Origin of the sequence: Bradyrhizobium sp. JYMT SZCCT0428, assembly GCF_018131075.1 — a bacterium.
Taxonomy (GTDB): Bacteria; Pseudomonadota; Alphaproteobacteria; order Rhizobiales; family Xanthobacteraceae; genus Bradyrhizobium.
The window spans coordinates 190306-204278 of sequence record NZ_JAFCLS010000011.1 but is presented as its reverse complement, the minus strand read 5'-3'; the positions used below and the strand labels follow the sequence as shown (position 1 = coordinate 204278).

The 13973-nt window shown below is 63.4% G+C and carries 16 protein-coding genes; all 16 read left to right on the top strand.

Going from position 1 to position 13973, the window contains the following annotated elements:
• A partial coding sequence (locus tag JQ575_RS14005; RefSeq protein ID WP_212033757.1) for a transporter substrate-binding protein occupies window positions 1–627 on the top strand: 627 nt, incomplete at its 5' end.
• Between the two features lie 130 nt (window positions 628–757).
• A complete protein-coding gene (gene urtB / locus JQ575_RS14000; protein ID WP_212033756.1) occupies window positions 758–2371 on the top strand; it encodes an urea ABC transporter permease subunit UrtB in 1614 nt (537 codons plus the stop codon).
• Window positions 2368–3531 (top strand): urea ABC transporter permease subunit UrtC, encoded by a 1164-nt coding sequence (urtC, locus tag JQ575_RS13995; RefSeq protein ID WP_212033755.1) that lies wholly within the window; start codon window positions 2368–2370, stop codon window positions 3529–3531. The genes urtB and urtC overlap by 4 nt, the downstream gene beginning before the upstream one ends.
• Before the next feature lie 4 nt (window positions 3532–3535).
• Window positions 3536–4297 carry an urea ABC transporter ATP-binding protein UrtD gene (gene urtD, locus JQ575_RS13990; protein WP_192737164.1) on the top strand — a complete coding sequence of 254 codons (762 nt, stop codon included), beginning with the start codon at window positions 3536–3538 and terminating at the stop codon, window positions 4295–4297.
• A 4-nt stretch (window positions 4298–4301) separates the two neighbouring features.
• Entirely contained in the window at window positions 4302–4997 is a 696-nt protein-coding gene (urtE, locus tag JQ575_RS13985; RefSeq protein WP_212033754.1) for an urea ABC transporter ATP-binding subunit UrtE, read from the top strand.
• Between the two features lie 43 nt (window positions 4998–5040).
• Window positions 5041–5877, top strand: coding sequence for an urease accessory protein UreD (locus JQ575_RS13980; RefSeq protein ID WP_212033753.1), 837 nt, complete (start codon window positions 5041–5043; stop codon window positions 5875–5877).
• 63 nt (window positions 5878–5940) lie between these two features.
• The gene (locus JQ575_RS13975; RefSeq protein ID WP_192737167.1) at window positions 5941–6243 is read left to right on the top strand and encodes an urease subunit gamma; all 303 of its coding nucleotides are present in this window, start codon (window positions 5941–5943) and stop codon (window positions 6241–6243) included.
• A 130-nt stretch (window positions 6244–6373) separates the two neighbouring features.
• A complete protein-coding gene (locus JQ575_RS13970; RefSeq protein WP_212033771.1) occupies window positions 6374–6679 on the top strand; it encodes an urease subunit beta in 306 nt (101 codons plus the stop codon).
• Between the two features lie 83 nt (window positions 6680–6762).
• On the top strand, window positions 6763–7209 hold the full coding sequence (locus JQ575_RS13965; RefSeq protein ID WP_212033752.1) for an endonuclease domain-containing protein: 447 nt from the start codon (window positions 6763–6765) through the stop codon (window positions 7207–7209).
• A 129-nt stretch (window positions 7210–7338) separates the two neighbouring features.
• Complete coding sequence (gene ureC / locus JQ575_RS13960; protein WP_212033751.1) at window positions 7339–9051, top strand: urease subunit alpha; 1713 nt, start codon at window positions 7339–7341, stop codon at window positions 9049–9051.
• A 50-nt stretch (window positions 9052–9101) separates the two neighbouring features.
• Window positions 9102–9401: a putative quinol monooxygenase gene (locus JQ575_RS13955; RefSeq protein WP_192737171.1), complete on the top strand. Its 300-nt coding sequence runs from the start codon at window positions 9102–9104 to the stop codon at window positions 9399–9401.
• Between the two features lie 25 nt (window positions 9402–9426).
• Window positions 9427–9726, top strand: a complete 300-nt coding sequence (locus JQ575_RS13950) for a putative quinol monooxygenase (RefSeq protein WP_212033750.1) — start codon at window positions 9427–9429, stop codon at window positions 9724–9726.
• Between the two features lie 5 nt (window positions 9727–9731).
• Window positions 9732–10358, top strand: a complete 627-nt coding sequence (ureE, locus tag JQ575_RS13945) for an urease accessory protein UreE (RefSeq protein WP_212033749.1) — start codon at window positions 9732–9734, stop codon at window positions 10356–10358.
• Window positions 10339–11067, top strand: coding sequence for an urease accessory protein UreF (locus JQ575_RS13940; protein WP_212033770.1), 729 nt, complete (start codon window positions 10339–10341; stop codon window positions 11065–11067). The genes ureE and JQ575_RS13940 overlap by 20 nt, the downstream gene beginning before the upstream one ends.
• A 171-nt stretch (window positions 11068–11238) precedes the next feature.
• Complete coding sequence (gene ureG, locus JQ575_RS13935; RefSeq protein ID WP_212033748.1) at window positions 11239–11877, top strand: urease accessory protein UreG; 639 nt, start codon at window positions 11239–11241, stop codon at window positions 11875–11877.
• A gap of 383 nt (window positions 11878–12260) precedes the next feature.
• A complete protein-coding gene (locus tag JQ575_RS13930; RefSeq protein ID WP_212033747.1) occupies window positions 12261–13919 on the top strand; it encodes an HWE histidine kinase domain-containing protein in 1659 nt (552 codons plus the stop codon).
• The last annotated feature ends 54 nt before the right edge of the window (window positions 13920–13973 follow it).

Below are 13973 nucleotides of genomic sequence, written 5' to 3'. Positions count from 1 at the left end.
TCGGCCGGCAAGAAGACCGCTGTTGTCTCCACCATCAACGGCGACGCCAACGTTCCCTTCTACAAGGAGCTCGGCAACCAGGGCATCAAGGCGACCGACATTCCGGTTGTCGCGTTCTCGGTCGGTGAAGAAGAGCTCGCCGGCATCGACACCAAGCCGCTGCTCGGCCATCTGGCCGCCTGGAACTACTTCCAGTCGATCAAGGATCCGGGCAACGAGAAGTTCATCAAGGCCTGGCAGGCCTACACCAAGAATCCGAAGCGCGTGACCAACGATCCGATGGAAGCACACGTCATCGGTTTCGAGATGTGGGTCAAGGCGGTCGAGAAGGTGAAGTCGACCGACGCCGACAAGGTGATCGACGCACTGCCCGGCATCGAAGCCAAGAACCTGACCGGCGGCACCTCGAAGATGCTTCCGAACCATCACATCACCAAGCCGGTGTTCATTGGCGAAATCAAAGCCAATGGCCAGTTCGACGTGGTGTGGAAGACCCCGGGCCTGGTGGCCGGCGATGCATGGTCGAAGGAACTCGACGGCTCCAAGGACCTGATCGGCGACTGGGTTGGCAAGAAGTGCGGCAACTACAACACCAAGACCAACAAGTGCGGCGGTCAGGGCTCCTGATCCCGGACTAATCCGAAGGATTATGTCCCGATCCGAAGGATCATAATCTGACTGCAAGAAGAAACTTCCAAGAGAAGACCGGAAGGCGGCGATGTCGCCGCCTTCCTTTTACTTCCGCCGGGGTCGCATAGTGCCTGCCAATGTCTTTGACCGCCTTCGCGCGCTTGTTCTTTCCGCCTTCCTGATCGCAGCCTTCGCCGTGCCGGCATTGGCCGGTCCGTTCGAGGACGCGGTCGCCAAATTCGCCAATGACGAATTCTCCGACACCGACGAGGCCGTCGGCCTGGTCGCATCGTCGGGCAACGCGCTTGCCTTTCCGATCATCAGCGCGCTCCAGGATGGCCGGCTGTCGGCCGATCCGGAATCCAAGAAAGTTTTCGTCACGGGGGCCGACGGCAAGATCATCGATGCCGCGACCGGGGCTGCGGTGGCCAGCCTGCCTGCCGGTGCGTCCGCCGTGCGCCTCAACAATCGCCTGCGCCGTACCGTGGAGGCCGCCCTTGGCAGCCTGACCCTGCTGTCCCCCGATCCCGCCAAGCGGATCGCGGCGGCGCAACAGGTGTTCAAGAGCCATGACGAGGCTGCGCTTCCGGTGATCGACGGCGCGCTGGCGAAAGAGACCAACAAGGCTGCGAAATCGGCTTTTGCCGAGGCCCGCGCCGCCATCCTGCTCTACAAGGCGGATGCCACTGACGCCGAGAAGCTGGAGTCCATCGCCATCATCAAGGCGCGCGGCGATCAGGAGGCGCTGGTGCTGTTGACGGGCCTCGGCAGCGACGCGTCGCCGCCGGTGGCGCAGGCTGCTAGCAGCGCGATCTCCGCGATTCAGAGCAATCTTGCGCTGTGGTCGATGGTGCAGAACGCCTGGTACGGCCTGTCGCTGGGCTCGGTGCTGCTGCTCGCCGCGATCGGGCTTGCGATCACCTTCGGCGTGATGGGCGTCATCAACATGGCCCATGGCGAAATGGTGATGATCGGCGCCTATACCACCTTCGTGGTGCAGGAGGTCATCCGCACCCGCTATCCCGAATTGTTCGACTATTCGCTGCTGATGGCCGTCCCGCTGGCCTTCCTCGTTGCCGGCGCACTCGGCGTATTGATCGAGCGCAGCATCATCCGCTTCCTCTACGGCCGTCCGCTGGAAACCCTGCTCGCGACCTGGGGTCTGTCGCTGGTGCTGCAACAGGCGGTGCGTACCGCGTTCGGCCCCACCAACCGCGAGGTCGGCAATCCCAGCTGGATGAGCGGCGCATTCGAACTCGGTCAGATCACCATCACCTATAACCGGCTCTGGATCCTGTGCTTCACGCTGGCGGTGTTCGCGATCCTGCTCGCGATGCTGCGCTACACGGCGCTCGGGCTCGAGATGCGCGCGGTGACGCAGAACCGCCGGATGGCGGCCTCGATGGGCATCGCCACCTCGCGCGTCGACGCGCTCACCTTCGGCCTCGGCTCCGGCATCGCCGGGATCGCCGGCGTGGCGCTGTCGCAGATCGACAATGTCAGCCCCAACCTCGGCCAGAGCTACATCATCGACAGCTTCATGGTGGTGGTGTTCGGCGGCGTCGGTAATCTCTGGGGTACGCTGGTCGGCGCCTTCACGCTCGGCATCGCCAACAAGTTCCTGGAGCCGGTGGCGGGCGCCGTGCTCGGCAAGATCGCGATCCTGGTGCTGATCATCCTGTTCATCCAGAAGCGGCCGCGCGGCCTGTTCGCGCTCAAGGGACGGGCGATCGAAGCATGACGCCGCATGTCCTCACCCGCTCGCTGGATCGCAGCGCGACCGTCTTCCTGCTGATCGTCGCCGGTCTCGGCGTGCTGATCCCGCTGTCGAACCTGCTGCTGCCATCAGGTTCGATGTTCCAGGTGCCGACCTATCTGGTCGCGCTGTTCGGCAAATATGTCTGCTACGCCATTCTGGCGCTCTCGATCGATCTGATCTGGGGCTATTGCGGCATTCTCTCGCTCGGCCATGGCGCGTTCTTCGCGCTCGGCGGCTACGCCATGGGCATGTACCTGATGCGGCAGATCGGCAGCCGCGGCGTTTACGGCAATCCGATCCTGCCCGACTTCATGGTGTTCCTGAACTATCCGTCGCTGCCCTGGTACTGGTACGGCTTCGACATGTTCTGGTTCGCAGCCTTGATGGTGCTGGTGGTGCCGGGCCTGCTCGCCTTCTGCTTCGGCTGGCTGGCGTTCCGCTCCCGCGTCACCGGCGTTTATCTGTCGATCATCACGCAGGCGATGACCTACGCGCTGCTGCTGGCGTTCTTCCGCAACGATTTCGGTTTTGGCGGCAACAACGGCCTGACCGACTTCAAGGACATTCTGGGCTTCAACGTCCAGGCCGACGGCACCCGCGCCGCTTTGTTCATCCTGAGCTGCCTGGCGCTGATCATTGCTTTCCTGATCTGCCGTGCGGTGGTGACATCGAAACTCGGCAAGGTGTTGATCGCGATCCGCGACGCCGAGTCACGCACGCGATTTCTGGGCTACCGCGTCGAATCCTACAAGCTGTTCGTGTTTACGCTGTCGGCCTGCATGGCCGGCGTCGCCGGTGCGCTCTACGTGCCGCAGGTCGGCATCATCAATCCCGGCGAGTTCGCGCCGGGCAATTCGATCGAGGCGGTGATCTGGGTGGCGGTCGGCGGCCGCGGCACGCTGATCGGGGCTGCGCTCGGCGCCATCGTGGTCAATTACGCGAAAACCGTATTCACGTCGGGTCCGCTGGCGCCGTATTGGCTGTTCATGCTGGGTGCGCTGTTCATCCTGGTGACGCTGCTGCTGCCGAAGGGCATCATCGGCACCTTCAATGCCTGGTATGAGCCGTGGAGTGCGAAGCGGCTGATGGCCGAAAGTCCGGCGCGCGAAGACGGCGTCAACGAACCGAACCCGGCGGAGTGAGCGCATGAACGTCATCGGTACCAGGACGACGTCCGCGCTGCTCTATCTCGACGGCGTGCACGTCTCGTTCGACGGCTTCCACGCCATCAACAACCTGTCGCTGACGCTGGAGCCGGGCGAGATGCGCGCCATCATCGGCCCCAACGGCGCCGGCAAGACCACGATGATGGACATCATCACCGGCAAGACCAAGCCGGACGAGGGGGTGGTGCTGTTCGACGGCGTCACCGACCTGACGCGGCTGGATGAAACCCGCATTGCCGAACTCGGCATCGGCCGCAAGTTCCAGAAGCCGACGGTGTTCGAGAGCCAGACCATCGAGGACAATCTGCTGCTGGCGCTCAATGTCGATCACAGCGTCAAGGGCACGCTGTTCTGGCGCGGCAGCAAGCCCGACGCTGAGCGCATCGAGCGCGTGCTGGAAACCATCCGGCTGAAGGATTCGCGGACCAAGCTCGCCGGGAGCCTGTCGCACGGCCAGAAACAATGGCTCGAGATCGGAATGCTGCTGGCGCAGGATCCGAAACTGCTGCTGGTCGACGAGCCCGTTGCCGGCATGACCGACGTCGAGACCCATCAGACCGCCGAGCTGCTCAAGGAAATCAACAAGGACAAGACCATCATGGTGGTCGAGCACGACATGACCTTCGTGCGCGAACTCGGCGTCAAGGTGACCTGCCTCCACGAAGGCACCGTGCTGGCCGAAGGATCGATCGACCAGGTTTCAACCAATGACCGCGTGGTCGAAGTCTATCTGGGGCGGTGATCCAATGCTGAACGTCGATAATATCAGCCTCTATTACGGCGCGGCGCAGGCGCTGCGCGGCGTTTCGATCAAGGCCGACCCCGGCAAGGTGACCTGCGTGCTCGGCCGCAACGGCGTCGGCAAAACCTCGCTGCTGCGCGCCATGGTCGGCCAATACCCGATTGCCTCGGGTTCGATCACGCTCAACGGCGACGATATCACGGGCCTCAAGCCGTACGAGCGGGCCCGAAAAGGCATCGGCTTCGTGCCGCAGGGCCGCGAGATTTTTCCGCTGCTGACGGTGGAGGAAAATCTCAAGACCGGCTTTGGACCTTTGAAACGTGACGACCGCAATATTCCCGACGACGTGTTCTCGCTGTTTCCGGTACTGAACTCGATGCTCGGCCGGCGCGGCGGCGACCTCTCCGGCGGCCAGCAGCAGCAGCTCGCGATCGGCCGGGCGCTGGTGATGCGGCCGAAACTGCTGCTGCTCGACGAGCCGACCGAAGGCATTCAGCCCTCGATCATCAAGGATATCGGCCGCGCCATATCCTATCTGCGCAGCCTCGGCACGATGGCGATCGTCCTCGTCGAACAATATCTCGACTTTGCCTGCGAGCTCGGCGACAATTTCGCGGTCATGGACCGGGGCGCGGTGAAATATGCGTGCGACCGGAGTGCGATGGATCCCGCCGAGATCAGCCGCCAGATGGCGCTGTAACTTTAAAACGGATTGAGCCGCGGCGGCCGGTTTTGGGGAACGGATGCGGACCGAAACGACGGGCGCAGCTTCATCGACTTTCGCTGACAACCGGGCCCGTGGCGCGGTGAAGTTCGACGTGCGGCTGCAGGATGGTGTCACCCGCCGCGGGACTTTGCATGAATCCGGCTCGCTCCGCGTAAGGTTTCCCTCGCCCGAGGACCAAGGTCTCTCCGGCGTGTTCGTCAACACCGCCGGTGGCATCGCCGGCGGCGACCGTTTCGACATCGACATTGCGGTCGGTGAGGGCACGCGGCTGACGCTGACGACGGCGGCCGCCGAGAAGGTCTATCGCGCGCCAGGACCTGCGGCCCAGCTCAACATTGCGCTCAGGGTCGAGGCGGGCGCGCACCTCGCGTGGCTGCCGCAGGAGACCATCCTGTTCGACCGCGCGCGGATCTCACGGCGAATCGATATCGACCTGGCGGATGACGCCTCGCTTTTGCTGTGCGAAATCGTGGTGTTCGGCCGCGCCGCGATGGGTGAAAAGATGCTGCATGGCGAGTTCATCGATCGCTGGCGGCTGCGCCGTGGTGGCCGGCTGGTGTTTGCCGAAGCCATCCGTCTCGACGGCGATATCGGCGCAAAGCTCGCGCAACCGGCCATCGCCAAAGGCGGCGTCGCGATCGGCACCGCGCTGATCGTGCCGGGTGACGAAGCCGTGGTGGAGCGGATCCGCGAAGCTGCCGACACCTTTGGTGGCGAGGTCGGAATCTCCGCATGGAATGGATTTGCAATGGCGCGCTTCTGTGCCCAAGATGCGGCGCGGCTCCGCGCCGACATGATGACCGTGCTCGGCCGCGCCGCCGGCGTGCCGCTGCCAAGACTCTGGCTTAATTAACGTCTCTGGCTCAACTAACGTTTCTGGCTCAACTAAGATCGATCCAATTACTCGAGTGCCCGCATGAATCTCTCCCCCCGCGAAAAAGACAAGCTCCTGATCTCGATGGCCGCGATGGTGGCGCGCCGCAGGCTGGAGCGCGGCGTCAAGCTCAACCACCCCGAAGCGATCGCGATCATTTCCGACTTCATCGTCGAGGGCGCGCGCGACGGCCGCACGGTTGCCGATCTGATGCAGGCCGGCGCGCAGGTGATTACGCGGGCGCAGTGCATGGATGGGATTCCCGAGATGATCCACGATATCCAGGTCGAGGCGACGTTTCCGGACGGGACAAAGCTCGTCACGGTGCATGAGCCGATACGATGACAAGCGTTCTCCATATCCGTCATGCCCGGCCTTGTGCCGGGCATCCACGTCTTTCTTGACGCAAGAGTAAGACGTGGATGGCCGGGTCAAGCCCGGCCATGACGCAGCAAAATGTTACGAGGTGCCAAACATGATCCCCGGTGAACGCTTCATCCAGGACGGCGAAATCGAACTCAATGCCGGCCGCAAGACCGTGACGCTGACGGTCGCCAACAGCGGCGACCGTCCGATCCAGGTCGGCTCGCACTACCATTTCTTCGAAACCAATCCGGCGCTGAAATTCGACCGCAAGAAAGCCCGCGGCATGCGCCTCGACATCGCCGCCGGCACCGCGGTGCGTTTCGAGCCCGGCCAGACCCGCGACGTGCAACTCGTCGCTCTCGCCGGCAAGCGCGTGATCTACGGTTTCCGCGGCGAGGTACAGGGCAAGCTGTGACCTCTGGTTTTGTCAGTTCAAGTGAGGTGTGCACGCAAGTCGGGCTCCCTCCCCCCTTGCGGGGGAGGGTTGGGGAGAGGGGTATGCCACACACTCCGGTGAGCGAAGTTCAGCGAACCCGCGCCAAACAGCTTCGGCGCGCGATGACGCGCGCTGAAACCCTGCTGTGGCGTCACCTCAAGGCCGATCGTCTCGCAGGCTTGGCCTTCCGACGCCAGACCCCTATCGGCAACTACATCGCGGACTTCGTCGCCCATTCATGCAAGCTTGTCGTCGAACTCGACGGCGAGAGCCATAACTTCGAAGAAAGTATCCGTCACGACGCCAGGCGCGATGAGTGGTTCTCTTCGCGCGGTTATCGCGTGCTTCGTTTCACCAATGACGACGTCATGAAAAATCTCGAGGGTGTCGTCCTCACGATCGCGGAAGCAGCGGAGCAAGCGTCACCCCTCTCCCTAACCCTCCCCCGCAAGGGGGGAGGGAACCCTACCGCCGATGCGTCCCTCACAGATGCGAAAGACAAGCCATGAACCACCGTGAGGTGAGCACGCTTCGCAGACTCCCTCCCCCCTTGCGGGGGAGGGTTGGGGAGAGGGGTAAGCCACGAGTCCCCATGTTCGTGATTTCAAATCGCCGATCTGAAGGCTGGAGCTAAGTTCATGTCCGTAAAAATCAAACGTTCCGTCTATGCCGACATGTTCGGGCCCACCACCGGCGACCGGGTGCGGCTGGCCGATACCGACCTCATCATCGAGGTCGAGAAGGATTTCACCATCTATGGCGAGGAGGTGAAGTTCGGCGGCGGCAAGGTGATCCGCGACGGCATGGGCCAGTCGCAGGTCACCAACCGGCAGGGCGCGGCCGATACTGTCATCACCAACGCGCTGATCGTCGATCACTGGGGCATCGTGAAAGCCGACGTCGCGATCAAGGAGGGTATGATCGCCGCGATCGGCAAGGCCGGCAATCCCGACATCCAGCCCGGTGTGACCATCGTGATCGGGCCCGGCACCGACATCATCGCGGGCGAAGGCAAGATCCTCACCGCCGGCGGTTTTGACAGCCACATCCATTTCATCTGCCCGCAGCAGATCGAACACGCGCTGATGTCTGGCGTCACCTCGATGCTGGGCGGCGGCACCGGCCCGTCGCACGGCACCTTTGCCACCACCTGTACGCCCGGCCCGTGGCACATGGGGCGGATGATCCAGTCGTTCGACGCCTTCCCGGTCAATCTCGGCATATCCGGCAAGGGCAATGCGGCGCGCCCGGCGGCGCTGGTGGAGATGATCAAGGGCGGCGCCTGTGCGCTCAAGCTGCACGAGGATTGGGGCACCACGCCGGCCGCGATCGACAACTGCCTGTCGGTGGCCGACGATTACGACGTCCAGGTGATGCTGCATTCCGACACGCTGAACGAGTCCGGCTTTGTCGAAGACACGGTGAAGGCCTTCAAGGGCCGCACCATCCACGCCTTCCACACCGAAGGCGCCGGCGGCGGCCACGCGCCGGATATCATCAAAATTGCCGGCCTGAAGAACGTGCTGCCGTCCTCGACCAACCCGACGCGGCCGTTTACGCGCAACACCATCGACGAGCATCTCGACATGCTGATGGTGTGCCACCATCTCGACCCGTCGATCGCCGAAGATCTCGCGTTTGCCGAAAGCCGCATCCGGAAAGAGACCATCGCGGCGGAAGACATTCTGCACGATCTCGGCGCGCTCTCGATGATGTCGTCGGACTCGCAGGCCATGGGCCGGCTCGGCGAGGTCATCATCCGCACCTGGCAGACCGCCGACAAGATGAAGAAGCAGCGCGGCTCGCTGCCCGAGGACAAGGGCAACAACGACAATTTCCGCGTCAAGCGCTACATCTCCAAATACACCATCAACCCCGCGATCGCGCATGGCGTGTCGAAGCTGATCGGCTCGGTGGAGAAGGGCAAGATGGCGGATCTCGTGCTGTGGTCGCCGGCGTTCTTCGGCGTCAAGCCGGATTGCATCATCAAGGGCGGCTCGATCGTTGCAGCGCCGATGGGCGATCCCAACGCGTCGATCCCGACGCCGCAGCCCGTGCATTACCAGCCGATGTTCGCGGCCTACGGCAAGTCGCTGACCGCTTCATCCGTGGTGTTTACCTCCAGGGCCGCGATCACAGGCGGGCTGGCGCGCAAGCTCGGCATCGCCAAAAAACTCTATCCGGTCAAAAATACCCGGGACGGCATTTCCAAGAAGAGCATGATCCACAACGGCGCCACCCCCAAGATCGAGGTCGATGCCGAGACCTATGAGGTACGCGCAGACGGCGAGCTTCTGACCTGCGCGCCGGCCGAGGTCCTGCCGCTGGCACAGCGCTATTTCATGTACTAGGGTCGTTCCCGGGCGATCAAAGCCAGAACAAAAGTCCGGGAGGATTCTTCGTGATTTACGTCGTTGCCACGCTGACCATCAAGCCTGAAACGCGCGCCGATTTCATCGCGGCGGCCACCGCCTGCATCATGGAAACCCGCAAAGAGCCGGGCAACATCGCCTATGATCTGCATGAAAGCGTCACCGACCATTCCAAGATGGTGTTCGTCGAGCAGTGGGAAAACATGGAGGCGCTGGGGCCGCACCGGACCGCAGAGCACATGAAAACCTTCGGCCGCGTCGCGGTGAAATGCATGAGCGCGCCGCCGAAGATCGAATACATCACCCCCGAAAAAGTCGAAACCCGCTAATCAAGAAGAACGAGGGAGAAAATCCATGATCTACGTGATCGCCACCACGCCGATGAAGCCGGAAAACAAGGACGACTTCATCAAGGGGCACAAGGCCTGCACCGCCGAAACGCTGAAGGAGAAGGGCTGCCTCTCCTATGACGGCCATGTCAGCGTCAACAATCCCAATCTCTATGTGGTGGTGGAGCGCTGGGAGACCCGCGAAGACCTCAATGCGCATGGCCGTGCGCCGCACATGAAGGTGTGGCGGGAGTATTCGTCGCAGATGAAGACCGCACCGACGGTGATCGAGATCATCAGCGACGGCAAGGTGGAGAAACTGTAACTCAGATGATCCGCGCAACACGCGTTCAGGGCCAGCATCGCTGGACGGAAGCCGCCGCCGATACCGTGGTGCTCGATTTCGATGATCGGCACCGGCGGCGGATGGCGATGACGGGCACGCGCGGGCTCGAATTCCTGCTCGACCTGGAAAACGCCATCGCGCTTCGCGGCGGCGACGCGCTGGTGCTGGAAGACGGCCGCCTGATCGAGGTGGTCGCCGCCCCCGAGCCGCTGATCGAGATCCGCGGCACCGATCCGCTGCACCTGGTTCGCGTCGCCTGGCATCTCGGCAACCGCCATCTGCCGACCCAGATCATGCCGAAGGGCCTGCGCATCCGCCGGGATCACGTCATCGAGGCGATGGTGAAGGGCCTCGGCGCGCGCATCATCGAGATCGAGGCGCCGTTCGATCCCGAAGGCGGCGCCTATGCCGGCCATGCCCACGCACCGGAAGCCGCGCATGGACATACCGGCCACGACCATTCTTCGCATGACCACCCTTCACATGATCATGCGTCGCACGGTCATGGCCACCATCACCATCATGACGACCACCACCACCATCATCATGATGAGCATTGCGACCACGATCATCACCACCACGATCATTCCCATGCTCATGACCACAAGTGAGCCCATCCCGGTTGACGGGATGACGGCAGACGAGGGAGCGGCGCTGTACCGGCTGATGACGTGGCTCTCGCCGGCCTTTCCGGTTGGCGCGTTTTCCTATTCCAGCGGCATCGAATGGGCGGTGGAGGCCGGTGACATCACCGATGCCGCCGCCTTGCGCGCGTGGCTGACAGCGATGCTGGCGGACGGCCCGGGCTTTTGCGACGGCGTGTTTCTGGCGCAGGCGCACCGGGCGGCCATTGCAAACGACAAAGCCGTGCTGCGCGAGATCGCGGAGCTTGCCGCGGCCTTCGTGCCGTCGCGCGAACGTCAGCTCGAAACCTCGACCCAGGGCCGCGCCTTCATCGACATCGCGCGCGCGGCCTGGACCTGCGACGGCCTCGACGAGCTGGTTTCAGCTTGTGGCGGCCCGCTGATGTATCCCGTCGCGGTCGGCCTCGTCAGTGCTGCGCATAAAATTCCGCTGGCGCCGGCAATGCATGCGTTCCTGCATGCGGTGGTCTCGAACTGGATTTCCGCAGGCGCGCGGCTGGTGCCATTGGGGCAGACCGACAGCCAGCGCATTCTGGCAGCGTTGGAGCCGGTGGTGGTCGCGACCGCGTCGCGCGCGCTGCAGGCCTCGCTCGACGATCTCGGCAGCGCGACGTTTCGCGCCGATCTCGCCAGTCTTCGGCATGAGACGCAATATACGAGGCTGTTCCGGTCATGATGATGTTTGTCGCGCGCTCGATCTATCAACGCGTCGTCCCGGCGAACGCCGGGACCCATACGCCGCGGCTTATCGTTGAGGCGCGAAGGCAGACGTCTCGCTTCATCATTGGCGACCGGGGTTATGGGTCCCTGCGTTCGCAGGGACGACGAAAGAGAAAGAGCAACTGACATGTCCAAATCTCACGGCCCCCTGCGTGTCGGCGTCGGCGGTCCCGTCGGCTCCGGCAAGACCGCGCTGATGGACCTGCTCTGCAAATCGATGCGCGAGCGTTACGACATCGCCGCGATCACCAACGACATCTACACCAAATGGGACGCCGAGTTCCTGGTGCGCTCGGGCTCGCTGACGGCGGACCGCATCGCCGGCGTCGAGACCGGCGGCTGCCCGCACACCGCGATCCGCGAGGACGCCTCGATGAATCTCGCGGCCGTCGCCGACATGCGCGCCAAATTCCCCAATCTCGATCTGGTGCTGATCGAGTCGGGCGGCGACAATCTGGCCGCCACCTTCTCGCCCGAACTCGCCGATCTCACGATCTACGTCATCGACGTCGCCGCCGGCGACAAGATCCCGTCCAAGGGCGGGCCGGGCATCACCCGCTCGGACCTGCTGGTCATCAACAAGATCGACCTCGCGCCACATGTCGGCGCGTCCCTTGAAAAGATGGATACCGACGCCAGGAGGATGCGGGGCGAGCGCCCCTTCGTGATGACCAACCTGAAGAAGAGCGAGGGGCTCGAGCGCATCATCGGCTTCATCGAGACCAAGGGCGGCCTGCGCCCGGCGCCGAAGGCCAAGACTGGGTAGAGCAAGGTTGGGTAGAGGCAGGTTAGAGCCGGGTTAACGCCGCCGGATTTGGTTAACGGCCGCGGCCCACGGCCCCAGCGTCGGCGCGCCTTCTTAAATCCGCCATGCCGTGGCGCGACGGTGACAGGATGTCGCTTCGCAAGATATTGCCGGGATGCCTGGAACCAAACCGGTCCGGCTTCATTAGCATCTTCTGGCCCCGCGAAATCAGCGTTAACGGCGGCCACCTGTTGCCCGCTGCCAACCAGTTAGTTGCGTGCTGATGCTCGCTCATTCATATTCGCCCGCGATCGGCCGTCGTCCGGTTTACATTTGTTGCCGCCCCGGCAGACCTCGAATGTTTTCTTCACGTTTGCGCCAACACTTCATTCCCGAGTAAGCGAGTGGTCCGGCTGGGTTTCATTATCGGCTTTATCGCGCTGATCGGAGTTTTGCTCTCCGGTCTTGCGGCCTATCGCGTTCATGAACAGGAAGTGACCCTTGACGGCATCGCGCTGGCGCGCGCCATCGACGTCCACGCCAGCCTGGTGCAAGACCGGTTGACCGAGCGCGAGCTGCTGGCACGCGTCGCCTCCGGCCTGTTTCGCGCACCGTCGGTGCTCAAGGCCAACATGCTGCAGCCGCTGCGTGCGTCGATCTACGCCTTCAAGACCGATTTCGTGGTCGCCAACTGGATCGCGCGGCTCAAGCCGGACGAACTGGAAGCGGCGCGCGCGGTGCTGAAGAGCTCGGGATTCACCGATCCGACGATTCGCGATTTCGACGACCAGCCGCTGGATATGAAGGCGATCGACAAGCCGATCAACGTGCTGATGGACCTCGAGCCGCGCAGCGCGGATACGCTGAGCTTTCCAGGCCGCGCTTACGACCGCCACTCGATCATCGGGCCGGTGCTGACGCAGGTGATGGAGGGCGGCAAGCCTGTCGCGTCGGACCCGATCCCGCTGTTGCGCAAGGATGGTCCGGTCGGAATCGTGCTCGCGGCGCCGGTCTATCAGGAAGGCTCCAGCGAGGCCGCAGGCTTCGTCACGTTTTCCTACGAACTGGCGACGCTGATGCTGACCAATGACGACCGGTCGCTGTTTGCGGTGGTGCTGAAGGACCCGAGTGACGCCAATGACGAATTCGTTGCCAACGACCAGGGTGCCATCACCCTGCAGCCGGTCAAGCCGGAGGGCCCGGCGCCGTCGATGGTTCGCACCGTGACCTTCGGCGGCCGCGACTGGTCGCTCGGCTATTACGCCAAGTCCAACGTGGCCGTGCGGGCGCAGCAGACGGCGGTGATCGTGGCGGCGATCGGGCTGGCGCTGACCGGCATCGTCTGCGGCCTGTTCGGCTATGTCGCCTACAACAATTTGCGGCTCAGCCGCGAGATCCAGGTGCGCATCGGCTTCGAGCGGCGGCTGACGGCCGTGATCGACGAGCTCAACCACCGGGTCAAGAACATCCTCGCGGTGATCCAGTCGATCGTGACGCGAACGCTGCGCCACGGCTCCGACATCGACGTCTCGCGCGAACTTTTGATCGGGCGCATCCATGCGATGTCGAACGTGGTCACGCTGCTGAGCGAGAGTCAGTGGCAGGGCGTCAAGCTGAAGGGGCTGTTCGAGGCGCGCGCGATACCGCATGCCGATCGCATCGCGGTCAACGGTCCTGATATCGCGGTCAGCGCGCGCGCCGCGCAATCGCTGTCGCTGTTGTTCTTCGAACTGGCGTCGCATTCCGACGAGGGCCTGTCGCTGGTCGGCAAGCATCCGCATATCGTCGCGAACTGGGAAATATCGGGCGAGGAGCCGGATACGGTTTTCCATTTCCGCTGGGAGGAGTTCAACACGTCAGCGGCGACCCGGCGCGAGGACAGTGATTTCGGCCTGATCCTGCTCGACCGCGTGGCGCCGGAAGCGCTCGGCGGCACCGCCAAGCGCTTCTTCACCGACGTCAGCTACGTCTATGAGCTGACCGCGCCCATGGTCACCGTCGTCGACATGACTGAACGCGACCGCACCGAACAGCTCTCCGCCCCGGTACGGCCGGTGAAGTAGCGCTCCCTTTGCGTTGGGGTACGCAGGAATTCTCCCCGTCATTGCGAGCGAAGC

What these genes read in the sequence shown, in the direction of transcription:
- ureC (WP_212033751.1), top strand. Translation starts at nt 7,339, where the DNA reads ATGTCCGTAAAAATCAAACGTTCCGTCTATGCCGACATGTTCGGGCCC.
- JQ575_RS13975 (WP_192737167.1), top strand. Translation starts at nt 5,941, where the DNA reads ATGAATCTCTCCCCCCGCGAAAAAGACAAGCTCCTGATCTCGATGGCC.
- JQ575_RS13970 (WP_212033771.1), top strand. Translation starts at nt 6,374, where the DNA reads ATGATCCCCGGTGAACGCTTCATCCAGGACGGCGAAATCGAACTCAAT.
- JQ575_RS13950 (WP_212033750.1), top strand. Translation starts at nt 9,427, where the DNA reads ATGATCTACGTGATCGCCACCACGCCGATGAAGCCGGAAAACAAGGAC.
- JQ575_RS13940 (WP_212033770.1), top strand. Translation starts at nt 10,339, where the DNA reads ATGCTCATGACCACAAGTGAGCCCATCCCGGTTGACGGGATGACGGCA.
- JQ575_RS13965 (WP_212033752.1), top strand. Translation starts at nt 6,763, where the DNA reads ATGCCACACACTCCGGTGAGCGAAGTTCAGCGAACCCGCGCCAAACAG.
- urtD (WP_192737164.1), top strand. Translation starts at nt 3,536, where the DNA reads ATGAACGTCATCGGTACCAGGACGACGTCCGCGCTGCTCTATCTCGAC.
- urtC (WP_212033755.1), top strand. Translation starts at nt 2,368, where the DNA reads ATGACGCCGCATGTCCTCACCCGCTCGCTGGATCGCAGCGCGACCGTC.
- urtE (WP_212033754.1), top strand. Translation starts at nt 4,302, where the DNA reads ATGCTGAACGTCGATAATATCAGCCTCTATTACGGCGCGGCGCAGGCG.
- ureE (WP_212033749.1), top strand. Translation starts at nt 9,732, where the DNA reads ATGATCCGCGCAACACGCGTTCAGGGCCAGCATCGCTGGACGGAAGCC.
- JQ575_RS13980 (WP_212033753.1), top strand. Translation starts at nt 5,041, where the DNA reads ATGCGGACCGAAACGACGGGCGCAGCTTCATCGACTTTCGCTGACAAC.
- ureG (WP_212033748.1), top strand. Translation starts at nt 11,239, where the DNA reads ATGTCCAAATCTCACGGCCCCCTGCGTGTCGGCGTCGGCGGTCCCGTC.